Consider the following 14,998-nt stretch of genomic DNA (forward strand, 5'->3'; position numbering starts at 1 on the left):
GCGCGTCGGCATCAGTGGGCCGACGGCATGCGCGCATCCAGATCAGCTGCAATGCGTTCGGCCAGCCGCGACACGCCGGGCTCCTGGAACACGCCGAAATGATCACCGTCCATTGCCACCACCTCGACGCCATCCCGTGCGTGGCGGCCCCAGCCCATCGCCGGGTCCAGAAAGCGGCCGGCCGGCTCGCTTGCGCTGCGATAGAGCGTGATTGAGCCGGCGTAAGGCTTCGGCTGATAGCGATCCGCGTGCGCCTGCAGATAGTTCAGCAGCCATTGATCGTACTGCTCTGGGCTCAGCACCCTACCATGGGCCGACAAGGCCGATGGCGCTCGCCGCGCGGCACGCCCGCGCCAGAGTTGCGCCAGCTGCTTGACCACGACCCGCTGCGCCAGAAACCGCCGTATCGCCAGCGGCTGACCGCGTACGCGCCGCCAGTCGGCGCGGATCAACTGATACCGATACGCGTATTCGGCCAGCCACACCCGATGCCACGGCAAACCATGCAGATGTCCTGGCGCCAGCGTATCGAACAGACTGAGTTGCACCACGCTATGGCCTGCGGCCACCAACTGACGCGCGATTTCGAACGCCAGCGTGCCCGCGACGCACCAGCCAAGCAGCGCATAGGGCCCTTCGCTCTGCACGCGACCGATCAACTGCACATAGCCGCTGGCGATCTCTTCCAGCGACTGTGGCAACGACGCGGCTGGCAGTGTCGGGTCAAACAGCTGCAACGAGATGAACGGCTGATCGCGGCCCAGATGCTTGGATAAGGCGTAGTAGATGCCCGTGTTGTTGATCGCGATCAGCGGTGCTCGCGAGCCGTTGGCTTGCAGCTTGAGCACCTGACGGAAGTCGTAGGCTCGCGGGTCTTGCTCGCCGAGCAACAGCAGTTGTGCCGCGATCGTCGGGTGCTGGAACACTGCGGTCAGGCTCAGCCGTCGGCCGAATTCGGCCTCGATCCGCGCGATCAGCCGCACGGCCAGCAAGGAGTGACCGCCGATCTCGAAGAAGTTGGCGTGTATGTCGCTGACCGGAGCCTGCAGCACCGCACTCCACACCATCGACAGGCGTTGTTGCTGTCGCTCGCAGACCGGTTCCTCGACTGTCGCTGCTCGCGCGGGAGCGGTGGGCTCGGTCGTTGGCATTGGCAGCGCTTGACGATCGATCTTGCCGTTGGGCATCCGCGGCAGTCGCTGCAGCGCAACGATCGTGCTCGGAATCATGTATGCGGGCAGCAGCGGGCGCAGTTGGTCGCGCACCGATGCGGCAAAACCGGCGGCCGATGCGGGCATACCGGTCGTCATCACCAGATAGGCGCGCAGTGCCGCAACGTCGGGGTTGCCGTTGTCGACCACGACCACGCACTCGACCACGTGCGGCGAAAGGCGCAGTGCGGCTTCAATTTCGCCCAGCTCGATACGAAACCCGCGCAGCTTGATCTGCTGGTCGTTGCGCCCGAGAAAGTCGAGCGTACCGTCGGCGCGACGGCGCACGCAGTCGCCGGTTCGATACAGCCGTCGGCGGGGTTCCAGCCCGAGCCGGTCGCCGACGAAGCGCTCACGGGTCAGGCCGGGTCGGTTCAAGTATCCCAAGGCCAAGCCATCGCCACCGATGTATAGCTCGCCGGGTGCGCCTTGCGGCGCCAGTTGTCCGTTGGCGTCGAGCACGTAGAACTGCGTGTTGGCAATCGGTGGTCCCAGTGGTACCGGTCCGGTACCGGCGCGGACGCGCAGCGCCGACGACCAGATCGTGGTTTCGGTCGGACCGTACAAGTTCCACAGTTCACCGCCGTTGGCCAGCAGACGATCGGCCAGCGGCCGGGGCAGTGCTTCGCCGCCGCACAACATCTTCAGTTCCGCGCTGGGCTGCCAGCCGGCTGCCAGCAACAGCTGCCAGGTCACCGGCGTGGCCTGCATCACCGTCACTCGTTCCTGCGTCAGCAACTGCGATAGCGCCAGACCGTCGGCGGTGTCTGTTTCGCGGGCGATGATCAACAGCGCGCCGACCGTCAACGGCAGCAGCAGCTCCATCGTGGCAATGTCGAAGGACACCGTGGTCACTGCCAGCCAGCGATCGTCGAATCCCACGCCGGGCTGATCGCGCATCGCGCACAGCAGGTTGCATAGCGCCCGATGCTGAATCTGCACGCCCTTCGGCCGTCCGGTGGAGCCGGACGTAAAGATCACGTAGGCCACATCGTTGGCGTCGGGCATCCGGTGCAGCAGCGCGGTATCGCGCAGCGCAAAACCGCTGGCTGCAGCGTCCACCAAGATCAGTGCGGCATCCGCGACCGGTACACGGGCGCGTAAATGCTGCTGGGTCAGCACCGCCATCGGGCCCGCGTCTTCGATGATCTGCGCCAGTCGTTCGGCCGGGTATGCCGGATCGAGTGGTACATAGGCGCCGCCGGCCTTCATCACGCCGAGCAGCGCGATCAGCAGATCTGTCGAGCGCTCGATGCAGACACCGACGCGGCTGCCACGGCCGATGCCGCGCGCGCGCAACTCGTTGGCGAGGCGGTTGGCAGCGGCGGAGAGTTCTGCATACGTCAGGCTGTGGCCATCGCAGCTTACGGCTGTGGCCTGCGCGCGACGCTGTGTTTGTAGATCAATCAGCTGGAGCACGGTCATATGCGACGGATACAGCGTCGGACCCGCATCGGCTTGCAGCAGCAGTGCGTGGCGCTCGGCCGACGACTGCATCGGGATCTTCGACAAGGGTAGTGTCGAGTCCTCGCAGACCGCGTGCAGCACGCGCTGCCAATGCGCAAGCAGCGCTTCGATACGGTGCGCGTCGTACAGCTCGGCGTTGTACTGACAGCGTAACTGCCAGCCCGATGCATATTCGATCAGCGAAAAGTCCAGATCGTCGAACGTGCCGCCGGTACAGGCCGGTAACGACTCCAGCAACAACTCGGTCGACTGCAGCGCATCGGGCACCAATCGGTCGAGGTGAAAGCGGATTGAATAGAGCGTATTGCGACTTGGGTCGCGCTGCGGTTGCAGGCGCTCGGTCAGCCGGTCGATACGCGTGCTCGCATGACGCAGGCCGTCGCCGAGTTGCTCGCTGACCCGTTGCAGCAGGCAGAAGAAGTCCGGGTCGCCGTCGAGGTCGACGCGCAGTAGCAAGGGTCGCGCAAACGCGCCGATCAGATCGGACAGTTCGGCAACCGGCCGGCCTGCGTATTCAGTGGCGATGGTGATGTCGGTATCGCCGGTGTGACGATGCAGCAACACCAGCAGGCTGCTGAGTGCGCTGGCATACAGCCCGCAGTTCCACGTCTGCGAGCAGGCGCGCAAGGTCTGTGCTTGGTCGAGGTCGAGCATCAGGCGACGCAGTCCGTGACGGGTCGACTGGACAGCGGCACGTGGGTGGTCGCTGCGCAGCTCGCAGCGCGTAAAGCCCTCAAGCTTGCGTAGCCAGTAGGCTTCGTCGCGTCCGAGCAGGCCTTCGTCGTCGCTGGTCAAGCCTTCGACGCTAGCGTCGAGATAACTCCGGTGCAGCAGCGGCAGACACGGTGCCTGCCGCTGGCTCAGCGAAAGACACACCGAGTGCAGTTCAGTGGCCAGCAGCCCCAACGAACGGCGATCGCAGACCAACTGGTGAACGGTCAGCATAACGATCGATGCCGATTGTGGCATCCGCAGCTGCGTGACCCGGATCAACGGTGCCACGCTCAAGTCGAACGACGTGCGCGCGTCGATCTGGGCGATGCGCTGCAATTCGGTTTCGGCGTCGTCGTCGTTCAACCCGCTCAGGTCCAGTTCGGGCACGTGGAATGTCGACGGCGGCATCAGCACCGCAACCGGCATTCCATCGTCTTCGACGAAGCGACAGCGCAGCGGCGCGTGGCGCTCGATGATCAACTCGAACGCCCGCTGCAGGTGCGCGTTCGGCAAGCCGCCGACAACACGCCAGAGCGCGCTCAAGTTCAACGCAGCGTTACCGGGTTCGATGCGGTCGAGCAACCATAGTCGCTGCTGCTCCACGGTACAGGCTGTTTGAGGCTCGGTCGCCCGTGATGGATCGGTTGGGAATGCGGCCGCCGTGTTGCGACCGTGGTTACTCGTCAGGCGAGACGACAGCACGTTGATGGCTCCGGCAGGTTGCCCACGATGGGCAGAGCCTGACGCTAGAGCGCCCGCAAATGGACGTCGGTGCGCAATCGAACAGACGCCGCTGCGACGCATCTCCGTTAATGGACCCAGCCCGGCCTGTTGCAGTGGTGTCGGGCGTCCGTAGCGGTTGTCCGTCATCCGCACCCGAAGCACCGACCCGAGAAGCCGCGACACATGCCCGATCACACCAGTGTGTCTTGTTCATCGACCGAGCCCCGATCGCAGCGGCCCGTGACCGGCTGGACCGCTGCAGGCTGTGGCCTGTTATGGCTGCTATGCGGCGACGCCTTGGCCGTCGATATGCCCGTCTCGACGCCGCTGCTGACGCTCGGTGTCGGTGATGCCGTCAGCGTGCAGGTGTATGGCCGTCCGGAACTGGCGACGACGACCTACGTCAGCGACGACGGCACGATCCCGGTGCCTCTAGCCGGTGACGTCGCGGTGGCCGGGCTGTCGCCGTCGCAGGCGGGCCAGCGCGTCGCTACCGCGTTTCGCAAAGGGGACTATCTGGTCAATCCGCAGGTCACGATCCTGCTGGTTCAGTTCCGCAGCCAGCAGGTGTCGGTACTCGGTGCCGTGCGCTCGCCGGGCCGCTTCGTCGTCGAGTCGCGGACCACGTTGCTTGACGCCTTGGCTCAGGCTGGCGGCATTACTGACAGCGGCGGCGATGTCGTCGCGATACTGCGCCCCGATGCCAGCGGCAAAGTGGTGCGCACCACAGTTGACCTCAATGGGTTGAGCCACGGCAGCGTTCCGGCGTCGATGCCGATGCTGCGCGGTGGTGACTCGATCTTCGTGCCCGAGGCCGATCAGTTCTACATCAACGGCGAAGTCCAGGCGCCGAACATGTATCGACTGCGCGCCGGTATGACCGTGGTCCAGGCCATCTCCCGTGGCGGCGGAATCACCGCTCGCGGCAGCAGCAGCCGTATCGAGATTCGACGCCGCAACGCGGACGGCAGCTACCAGGTACGCAGTGCCGAACTCAGCGAGATCGTGTTGCCCAACGATGTCATCCGTATCAAGGAGCGCATCTTTTGAGCTACGCACGCGATCTTCCGGTTTTGGCAGCCCATGGAGCGATGGCGCATGCCACGCCGCTGATGCCGCAGGACGAGACCCTACCCGGGCTGTCACTGTCGCAGTTGGCCGCGATCCTGTGGTCGTATCGGGCCTACAGCTTGCTGATCGCCGCCGGCGTGATGGTGCTGGTCGCGATCGCCTGCTGGATCTGGCCTCGTAGTTATCAAGCGACGGCGACGTTGATGGTCAACTTCGAAGTCAACGATCCGCTTGGCGGGCATGAGTTTCCGATCGGCTTGCTGAGCAGCTACATGGCCACGCAAGTGGAACTGGCGCATGGCTCCGAGGTGCTGTTGCCGGTGGTGTCGCGTTTAGGTTTGGCTGACGACCGCCAGTACAGCGCTGGCTACCCGGGTGAATCCGCTGGACTCGCCGACTGGGTGGTAACGCGCGTGCAGAAGAACCTGATCATCGAGCAGGGCCGGTATGGCAGCCAATTGCTGTATGTGAACTATCGCGCCGACGACCCGAAGCGTGCGGCACAGGTTGCCAACGCGGTCGCCGAGGTTTACTCCGAGCAGCAATACGCGCGTCTGACCGGCCCGGCCAGCGAACGCGCGCAGCGCTACACCGAGCAACTGTCCGACCTCAAGGACAAGGTGATCGTCGCGCAGCAGCAGGTGACCGACTACCGCCAGCGCAGCGGGCTGATCGATTCCAATGCCAAGAACGATCTCGACCTGCAGCTGATGTCCACGCTCGAACAACGGCTGCTCGACGCGCAGAACCAGAAGCGCGTGGCACAGGCGCGCTCGGCATCTGATTCTGCGGTTGGCAGTCAAGTGCTGGGATCGACGATGGTGCAGTCACTGAAAACCCAGCTGGCACTGCAGAGCGCACAGATGGCGCAGTTGCGCGCCACGCTCGGGCCGCGCCATCCCCAAGTGTTGGAGCTGCAGTCGCAAATGGCCCAATCGCGACGCTCATTGGGCGCGGAGCTGGACGCTTATTCGGGCAACGCCCGCGCCGAACTGATATCGGCCACCGAGCTGGAAGCCAAGCTTCAGGCGGCGGTCGACCAGCAGCGCGCCAGCGTCGTTAGTGTTCGTCAGCTGCAGGATGATGGCGCCAAGTATCAGCTGGAGCTGGAGTCGGCACAGTCGGTCTACAAGCGCGCGCTCGACGGCTACGACCAAGTGATGTTCGCGTCGGCCGGCGGCTATCGCAACGTCGATTTCGTCAGTCGTGCGGTCGCCCCGGCAAAGCCGAGCAAGCCGAAGATCCGCGTGATGCTGATGCTCGGCGCGCTGCTCGCAGTCGGTCTGGGAGTAGCGCTGCCGCTGATCTATGAGTTGCTCCATCGTCGGATTCGATGTCGCGACGACATGGAACGCGATCTGGGTATTCCGGTACTGGTCGAGTTGGGCCCTCTATCCACCCATGGCGACGTCGGAGCACTGGTATGAGCAACGCCCCTCCGCTACATGCCCGGATCGAAGCGATGCTCGACGGCGAGTCGGCGTCGGACATCGAGTGCCGACAGAAGCTGATCGAGCGCTTGAAGCTCTGCGACGATGTCGTCACGGCGATCGTCGCACTCCAGACGATGGCGGACATGAGCTTCGCCGAAGCGGGCCTGCATCTGGGACATCTGCAACGCGAGGATATCGACTCGCCGACTCAGCGTCTTCCGACGCCGCTGGCTCGAGAGCATCGCGCCACGCCGGACCCGAGCCTGCGTCTAGGCCATGACCCGCATGACGGCCGCAGCGAGCAGATCCGGACGCTGCGTACCGAACTGTTGCTGCGCCACGAACATCGCGACCAAGCCAATATCATGGCCGTGCTCAGTCCGTGCGCCGCTGAAGGCCGCTCGCAGCTGGCCGCAGAGTTGGCGATCGCGTTCGCTCAGTTGGGTCGTCCGACGCTGCTGGTCGATGCCGACCTTCGTCATCCGCGCCAGCATCGGCTGTTCGACGTCGTCGATACACGCGGACTGTCCCAGGCCTTGTCGCTCGGGCAGCCCCCTGCGATGCAGCCGATCGCTGGATTGCCGTCGCTGAGCTTGCTGACGGCCGGCCCTTTGCCACCGAACCCGCTGGAGCTGCTGTCGGATCGTACTTTCGAAGCGCTGGTAGGGCAGTGGCGCGAGCGCTACGAGTTCGTCATCGTCGATACGCCTGCCGTAGGTCGCTATGCGGACGGTCTGGCCGTGGCGACCATCATCGGGCGCGTGCTGTCGCTGAGCCGTGCCGGCCACACGTCGTATCGCGATACGCGGGACATGCTGCGCCGCTTGGCTGCGACGCAATCTCGGCTGCTGGGTGCCGTGATCAACCGCTTTTGATCCGATGCCTCGTGCCCTGAAGATGATCGGCATGCAGGTGTCGGACTGGTCCACGCTGATGGCCACTCGACGATGAGCCGTATCGCGCCAGCATTTGCTCGTGCTGCCTCACGGCGGGTTGCGGCTGTGGCCACGCCGGTGCCGGCGCTGCCGCAACCGATGTCGCGCGATCGCTACGCGCCCGTTACGGCATCGATGCTCGCGGTGCTGGTGCTGCTGATGATCGTCCCTGAAGGATTCGATTACCGGGCGCTGGCGGATGGCGATGCGCCTTCGGTCGGAACCACCGGCAGCCGCCTGTTGTGGTTGACGCTGCTCGGCGCCGGCAGCCTGGCCATGCTGCTACGCCTGACCCCGCTACGTCGCATGGCGTCGCATCTGAACCTGGCGCTGCCGCTGTTCGTCCTGTTGGTAGCGACGAGTATCACCTGGTCCGACGACCCGCCAGTGACGGCGCGGCGCCTGATACGCTTGGTCACGATCCTGGTCTGCACATCGGCCGTGGTATTGGTCGGATGGCATCCGCGGCGCTTCCAGGCGCTGTTGCGTCCACTGCTGACCGGCGTGCTGATCGCATCGCTGATCTTTGGTCTGGCGTGGCCGTCACTGGCGATACACCCGGATACCGACGGCGTGCTGATGAATGCCTGGCACGGCTTGGCCAATCACAAAAACGGCTTGGGCGACATCGCCAGCATCGCGCTGATTTTGTGGATGCATGCGCTGCTGTCGGGTGAGCGCCGCTGGTCACACTTCGCCGTTGGCAGCGGAATCGCGCTGGCGTGCCTGCTGTTGTCGCGAAGCTCGACCTCGATGGTCGCAACGGCGTTCACGTTGCTGATGATGACGCTGCTGCTACGTACGCCGCCGTCGCTGCGTATCTACTTGCCGTATCTGGTGGCGGCATTCGTTGCAGCGCTACTGACGTATTCGCTGGCCGTGCTCGATCTGGTGCCGGGGCTGGGCCTGTTACTGAAGCCGCTGACGATGATCACCGGCAAGGACCTCAGCTTTACCGGGCGCACCGAAATCTGGGAAATCGTCACCGAGCACATTGCGCGGAGTCCGTGGCACGGCAGCGGCTATGGCGCTTACTGGACCGGTGTGCACGAGGGTACGCCATCCTACGAGCTGGTGACACGGCTCGGCTTCTACCCGGCATCGGCGCACAACGGCTATCTCGAAGTGCTGAACGACCTCGGTATCGCCGGACTTCTGATACTGGCGGCCTATCTGCTGACCTTCGTTCGCCAAGCGCTGCGCCTGCTGGCCTACGATCGCACGCAGGCCTGCTTATATCTGGCGCTGTTTCTGCAGCAAGCCATCGTCAATCTGTCCGAGAGCCGCTGGTTCAGTAGCCTCACGGTGGACTTCGTGATCATGACTTTGGCCACGGTATCGATCGCCCGCGCGCTGCTCGATCAACGTTGGCAGCGGCGGCGCCGGTCTGCGATGACGGGCAACAGCGCTGCCGGCAGCCGATCGATGCCGGCGGAGGCTGTCCATGCCCCGCACTGAGCCACGACCGATGTCGCGCGGCCAGGTGATCGCCGACACGGCGCCGATTGCGTCGCTCGACGGCATTCGCGCGCTGGCCGTATTACTTGTCGTCTTTGCCCATAGCGGGCTGGAACGGATCGTCCCCGGCGGGCTCGGCGTGACGGTGTTCTTCGTGCTCAGTGGATTTCTGATCACCACGTTGATGCAGCGCGAATATGCCGCGCGTGGCGCCCTGCAGTTGGGGGCATTCTATTTGCGTCGCCTGCTGCGTCTGATGCCGCCGCTGCTGGTGGTGGTGGCGCTGGCGGCAATGCTGTCGTCACTGACGTGGATCGACGGCCGCTTCTCCACGCAAGGCCTGCTGTCGCTACTTTTTTACCTGGGGAACTACCAGGTGATCTTCGCGGACTTCGGCGGCATGCCGGCCGGTATCGGCGTGGTTTGGTCGCTCGCGGTCGAAGAGCACTTCTACCTGCTGTATCCGCCGCTTGCCGTCGTGCTGCTGGGCACGCAGCAGCGACGTACTGTGGTACTCGTGCTGCTGTCGCTGTGCCTGCTGGTACTGGGCTGGCGCTGCGTGCTGTATGCGCTGGGCGCGTCGCAGGCTTATTTATCGATGGCCACCGACACACGTGCCGACGCGATTCTGGTCGGCTGCCTGATGGCGTTCTGGTCCAATCCCGCGACGACGGCACCACCACCCCGCAACGACCGCCGTGACCGGGCCATGGCCTTCGCTTGTGTGTCCTTGCTGCTGCTGACGCTGATGGTACGCAACGATGCGTTTCGTCAGACGCTGCGCTACAGCCTGCAGAGCCTGGCGATCGCGCCGCTGATTCACTTGGCGGTGGCACGCGCCACACAGGCGCCGTACCGAATGTTGTCGGCGCGTCCGCTGGTCTACCTCGGCGGCGTGTCGTACACGATCTACCTGTCGCATCAGATGATTCTTGACGGCCTGCACGCGCAATGGCCGACGCTGGCCTGGGCGCCCCGTCTGGGCCTGGGCTTGATACTCACGCTGGCGCTGGCCGAGCTGATGCGTCGCGCGGTGGAAGCGCCTTGCGCCGAGCTGCGCCGTCAACTGCACCGCCGCGCGGTATTGCCCACGGCCGCCGCAGCGGATGCCGGAGAGGCCGCATCGACACGCTGATCGCCAGCAGTCATGACGTATCGCCCGACAAGGCGCTGGCGTCGATCCGCGCGTTTGACGGCCCGCTGCTGATGGACCTCGACGAAACGCTGTACCTGCGCAGCAGCACCGAAGACTTCATCGACTGCGCTTATCCGGCTGTCGTAGCGGCCGTGCTGATGCAGGGGCTCGACTGGATCAAGCCTTGGCGCTGGAGCGGCGGTGAGGCCACGCGCGATGTCTGGCGCGTGCGGCTGATCCTTCTGGTGTTCCCCTGGACCTTGCTGCGCTGGCGCTATCGGCTGCCTGTGCTGCTGCACGCCTATACCAATGTGCCGCTGGCCGATTTGATTCGTCGGCATCGCGCGATGACCGTGATCGTGACGATGGGCTTTCGCTGCATTGTGACCCCGCTGATCGTCAGGCTACAGCTCGGCCAGAGCCGGATCGTGGCCGTCCGTGTGTCGACCTGCCGTGATCGCCTACGGGGCAAGTTGGACTTGGCACGTGATGCCGTTGGCGCGTCCACGGTACGCCGGAGTCTGGTGTTGACCGATTCGCTCGACGACCTGGCGCTGCTGGACGCCTGCCGTGTGCCGTTGCGCACGCGTTGGCCAGCGGCGCGCTATCGCCAGGCACTGAGCGCCGTCTACCTGCCGGGTCGCTATCTGACACGTGTCAAACGCCCCGGTGAGCGTTACATCGTGCGCGGCATCCTGCAGGAGGATTTCGCGTTCTGGCTGTTGGCATCGGCCGGCGTGGCCCTTGTGCCTGTGATGCACTCGCTCGGCCTGCTGCTGTTGCTGATGTCGTTCTGGACGGTCTACGAAAGTGGTTATGTCGACAACGACCGCATCGCGGCGCGCTACGAGGCGCAGCCCAAGCTCAGTGCCACGTTCGCGACATCGACCGTGCCGACCCCGGCTTTACAGCCCTGGTTGTGGGCGGCGGCGCTTGCGGTGGCCGCGCTGGCGCTGCTGCGTTGGCCGGCACGTGCCCAGGCGGCGGATCTCGTCGTCTGGATGTTGTTGTTGGTCGCCACCCGGGTCTGGTTTGCGTTGTACAACCGGCTCGACAAGGCCAGCCGCATCTGGCTGTTTCCTGGCCTGCAACTGGCGCGCGCGGCGGCCTTCGTTGTGCTGGTACCGATCGTGCCGATCGCATCGGCTGCGCTGGGTGCCCACGTTCTGGCCAAGTGGTTGCCGTACTACGTCTACCGCCTTGGAGTCAGCGGCTGGCCCGAGACCCGTGTTTGCCTGACGCGCCTGCTGTTCTTCGTGGTGTTGGCAACACTGCTGGGTCTGAGCCTGGGCTGGGCTCACACGATCAACACCACGTCGGCGGCGCTATTGGCGTGGAACCTGTACCGCGCACGCGACGAGTTGCGCGCGACGCTGCGGTCAGCACACCGCATCGACCGATATCCGACGGAGCCGCCCGCATGAACATCAGTGTCTGCATTGCCACTTACCGGCGTCCGGATCGGTTACGCGCTCTGCTTGGCGACCTGTTGTTGCAGCAGCGGCTGCCGCAGGAAGTGATCGTCGTCGATAACGACGTACTACGCAGCGCGCAAATCGTCGTCGATGACGTGTGCGCCGCCGGTGATCTGCCGTTCGTACTGCGCTACGCGGTCGAAGCTCGGAAAAACATCGCAGTATCACGCAACACCAGCGTGGCACTGGCCGGCGGTGACTGGCTGGCGTTCATCGACGACGACGAGCGGGCTCCAGTGCACTGGCTCGATACGCTGGCGATCAGCGCTCAGCGCTTCTCTGCCGACGGCGTCCTCGGGCCGGTGCAGCCGCTGCTGCCGGCTTCGGCTCCCGCTTGGTTGCATCGTGGGCAGTTCTATCACTGGCCGCGAATGAAGACCGGGGGCATCGTGCCGCCGAACCGCTTGCGCTTCGGCAACGTGATGCTGCGTGCCACGACGCTGCGCACACAGAGCCCGGTGTTCGATCCGGCCTACGGGCTCACCGGTGGTGAAGATGGCGACCTGCTGGCGCGGCTCGCGCTTGGCGGTGCGCAGCTGATCTGGTGCGATGAGGCGATGGTCAGCGAACCGGTCGAGCCCGCGCGCCAGTCGCTGCGCTGGTTGTTGCTTCGCTCGATGCGGGGCGGCCAGGACTTTGCGCGTCACAAGCTGGCCGGGCGCTACGGTCCGATCGGGTCGGCGCGCCGCGCCCGGCTGCTGGGTCGAGCGCTGACGCAGATGATGATGGCCGGCCTGCTGGCGCTGCTGTGTCTGCCGATCGGCTTTCACTTGGCGGCGCACTGGTTGACCAAGGCCGCCGCCAACCTCGGCAAGCTGTCGGCATTCGCCGGTTGGCATTACCGGGAGTACGCATGAGCCCAGCGCTGCTGTCGATCGTGCTGACCGCATTGCTGCTCTGTGTGGCGGCACCGGCACTGGCCGCCTGTGCTTACCTGTTGTGTCTGACATTGTGGTCGGCTCGCTTGCCCGCATTGCGCCACACGCGCACCGTGCCGCGCTTCGACATCGTCGTGCCGGCGCATGACGAGGCGGCCGTAATCGGCCGCTGCCTCGCCAGCCTCCATCGGCTCGACTGGCCGGCGCAGCGCCTGCAGCTGATCGTGTTGGCCGACAACTGCAACGACGCGACCGCGGCTGTGGCGCGCGGCTGTGGCGTGCGGGTCATCGTCCGCGATGATCAGGGGCAGCAGGGCAAGGGGTATGCGCTACAGCGTGCGTTCAATGACAGCTTGGCGGCATCCTGGGCCGACGCGGTGGTGATCGTCGACGCCGACACTCAGGTGTCGGCCGATCTGCTGCAGGGTTTCGCTGCCGCGATGGACCGCGGCGCCGGTGTCGGTCAGGCGCGCTACGGCGTGCTCAATGCGGCAGAGTCTTGGCGTACCGGCTTGATGGCGATTGCCCACGGTGCATTCCACGACTTGCGTTCGCAGGCGCGCGAGCGTCTGCGTCTGTCTTGCGGTATCCGGGGCAACGGCTGGTTCGTCACGCATGATGTATTGCGGCAGGTTCCGTACGCCGCGTTGTCGCTGACCGAGGATCTGGAGTACGGCATCACGCTGGGCTTGGCAGGTCATCGCGTGCATTACGTGGCCGCCGCGCGCGTCGATGCCGTGATGGAAAGCAGCGAGGCCGTCGCGCGGCGCCAGCGTCAGCGCTGGGAGGATGGGCGGCTGGCGCTGATGACGTCACAGGTAGGCCCACTACTGCGCGCCGCCGTGGTTCGGCGCTCGGCGGTTTGCCTGGATCTGGCGCTCGACTTGTTGGTGCTGCCCTTGTCCTATGTGGCCTGCAACCTGCTGCTGCTGGCGGTGCTGGCGGCGGTCGCGTCGATCTGGGTTCCAGCTCTGATGGTGTGGTGCGCGGTGGCTGCGGGCGGTGCGGCGGTGCTGGTGGTCTACGTTCTGCGCGGCTGGCAGCTCAGCGGTCGCGGCGCGGCCGGGCTGCTCGATCTGATCCGCGCACCGTGGTTCGTGTTGTGGAAGCTGCTGACGCTGCTGCGCCCGCACGACCGACGACGCTGGACGCCGACGCGTCGACGCGACTCGTGATGCGATCACATCCACGCTTGGCGTTCGCACGGCTGTTCAGCAGCGCGCTGCTGAGTCAAGCCTTGCTGTCGCTGACCAGCCTCGGCGTCGGCTTGCTGCTGATCCGTCACACCGACGACCTCGAGTATGGTCGCTACATCCTGGCGACCGGCGCGATCATGCTGATGGCGTCGCTACAGAATGCATTCATCGTCCCGGCGATGGTCAGCCGCATCGTGCAAAGGAGCGCGGCTGAGTGCGGTGATCTGATCGGCGGCTTGTACCGCGAGCAGCGGGTTCTGGTTCTGATCGGCGCCGGGTTGTCTCTGCTGCTCTGCGTGGCGCTGGCCGTATGCAACGTCGTCGACGGCCGCACGCTGATGCTGCTGACCGCCAGCGTGCTGGCGATCGTTGCCGCGTTGCGGCGCGAGTACTTCCGCACTGTGCTACTGGCATACCGGGACGCCCACACGGTGCTGCGCGGCGACCTGTTCTATGCACTGGCGCTATCGGCCGGCGTCCTGCTGGCGCTGGTCAGTCCGATGCCGGGTACCACGGCGGTGATTGCGCTTGGCATCGCCGCCGCGCTGTCGTCAGGTCAGTTGTCGCGCTTGCTGCGACAGGGTCATGCATGGAATCAGCGCGGCGCCCCGGGCATCCTGCGCCAGATCGCGCCGCTGGCGGCGTGGTCGACGGCTGGCGCCGGTATCCACTGGACATTCAGCCAAGGCTATACCGTGCTGGTGGCGGCGATGCTCGATGTCCGCGCGATTGCGGCGATCGCGGCGACGCGGCTGCTCGCGATGCCGGTGAATCTGTTGTCGTCCGGGATTGGGTCTCTGATGCTGCCGCTGGTCGCGCGCTGGATGCTGCAGCTTGGGGTGCCGGCTGTTTTCCGCCGGCTAATCTGGTGCGCGCTCGGGGTCGGTCTGGCGGCAGTCGCGTACTTTTCCTTGCTGTGGGTGCTGCGTGATCTGGTGTTCGAGCATCTGCTGCACAAGCGCTTCGCCCAGCGCGACCTGCTGCTGATGTTGTGGTCCGCAACATTCGTGACGATGGCGGTCCACCAGCAGCTGATCTATCTATTGGTCGCACGACAGTGCTTTCGTCAACTCACGGCGCTGGCGCTGATCAGTGCCGTTGCCGCGACCGGTGCAAGTTATGCCGCGATTCTGCGCTTTGGCGGCGCGGGCGCGCCGCTCGGCATTCTGGTCGGCGAATCGATCACCGCGCTGGGCGTGCTGATGCTGTGCCTGGGGCAGCTGCGCCCGGCTCGGGCAGCCTCGGCCACGGTGGCGCCTGGTACGGATCTGCCGGCGAGCGTCACCGTGCGATGAGCATCGT

Annotated in this window: 10 protein-coding genes; 9 read left to right on the top strand and 1 reads right to left on the bottom strand. The window is 65.2% G+C overall.

Features of this window, described 5'->3' with window-relative positions; translation table 11 throughout:
* Positions 1-11: 11 nt before the first annotated feature.
* Positions 12-4,094, bottom strand: a complete 4,083-nt coding sequence (locus BUB09_RS10240) for a non-ribosomal peptide synthetase (RefSeq protein WP_175550166.1) — start codon at positions 4,092-4,094, stop codon at positions 12-14.
* Positions 4,095-4,424: 330 nt separating this feature from the next.
* Here BUB09_RS10240 and BUB09_RS10245 point away from each other — a divergent pair, with 330 nt between their 5' ends.
* The 9 genes from BUB09_RS10245 (at position 4,425) to BUB09_RS10285 (ending at position 14,991) form a co-directional block, all read left to right on the top strand.
* Positions 4,425-5,165 (top strand): SLBB domain-containing protein, encoded by a 741-nt coding sequence (locus tag BUB09_RS10245; protein WP_175550167.1) that lies wholly within the window; start codon positions 4,425-4,427, stop codon positions 5,163-5,165.
* Positions 5,162-6,613: a GumC family protein gene (locus tag BUB09_RS10250; protein ID WP_139250235.1), complete on the top strand. Its 1,452-nt coding sequence runs from the start codon at positions 5,162-5,164 to the stop codon at positions 6,611-6,613. Before BUB09_RS10245 ends, BUB09_RS10250 begins: the two co-directional genes overlap by 4 nt.
* Positions 6,610-7,494, top strand: coding sequence for a CpsD/CapB family tyrosine-protein kinase (locus BUB09_RS10255; RefSeq protein WP_175550168.1), 885 nt, complete (start codon positions 6,610-6,612; stop codon positions 7,492-7,494). The genes BUB09_RS10250 and BUB09_RS10255 overlap by 4 nt, the downstream gene beginning before the upstream one ends.
* Positions 7,495-7,566: 72 nt before the next feature.
* Positions 7,567-9,012 carry an O-antigen ligase family protein gene (locus BUB09_RS10260; protein ID WP_084083335.1) on the top strand — a complete coding sequence of 482 codons (1,446 nt, stop codon included), beginning with the start codon at positions 7,567-7,569 and terminating at the stop codon, positions 9,010-9,012.
* Positions 8,999-10,147 carry an acyltransferase family protein gene (locus BUB09_RS10265; protein ID WP_072897283.1) on the top strand — a complete coding sequence of 383 codons (1,149 nt, stop codon included), beginning with the start codon at positions 8,999-9,001 and terminating at the stop codon, positions 10,145-10,147. The genes BUB09_RS10260 and BUB09_RS10265 overlap by 14 nt, the downstream gene beginning before the upstream one ends.
* Positions 10,057-11,571 (top strand): hypothetical protein, encoded by a 1,515-nt coding sequence (locus tag BUB09_RS10270; protein ID WP_072897285.1) that lies wholly within the window; start codon positions 10,057-10,059, stop codon positions 11,569-11,571. The genes BUB09_RS10265 and BUB09_RS10270 overlap by 91 nt, the downstream gene beginning before the upstream one ends.
* Complete coding sequence (locus tag BUB09_RS10275; protein ID WP_072897287.1) at positions 11,568-12,479, top strand: glycosyltransferase family 2 protein; 912 nt, start codon at positions 11,568-11,570, stop codon at positions 12,477-12,479. The genes BUB09_RS10270 and BUB09_RS10275 overlap by 4 nt, the downstream gene beginning before the upstream one ends.
* Positions 12,476-13,675, top strand: a complete 1,200-nt coding sequence (locus BUB09_RS10280; RefSeq protein WP_072897289.1) for a glycosyltransferase family 2 protein — start codon at positions 12,476-12,478, stop codon at positions 13,673-13,675. Before BUB09_RS10275 ends, BUB09_RS10280 begins: the two co-directional genes overlap by 4 nt.
* Entirely contained in the window at positions 13,675-14,991 is a 1,317-nt protein-coding gene (locus tag BUB09_RS10285; RefSeq protein WP_139250236.1) for a capsular biosynthesis protein, read from the top strand. The genes BUB09_RS10280 and BUB09_RS10285 overlap by 1 nt, the downstream gene beginning before the upstream one ends.
* Positions 14,992-14,998 lie beyond the last annotated feature (7 nt).

The organism is Hydrocarboniphaga daqingensis (assembly GCF_900129825.1).
Taxonomy (GTDB): Bacteria; Pseudomonadota; Gammaproteobacteria; order Nevskiales; family Nevskiaceae; genus Hydrocarboniphaga; species Hydrocarboniphaga daqingensis.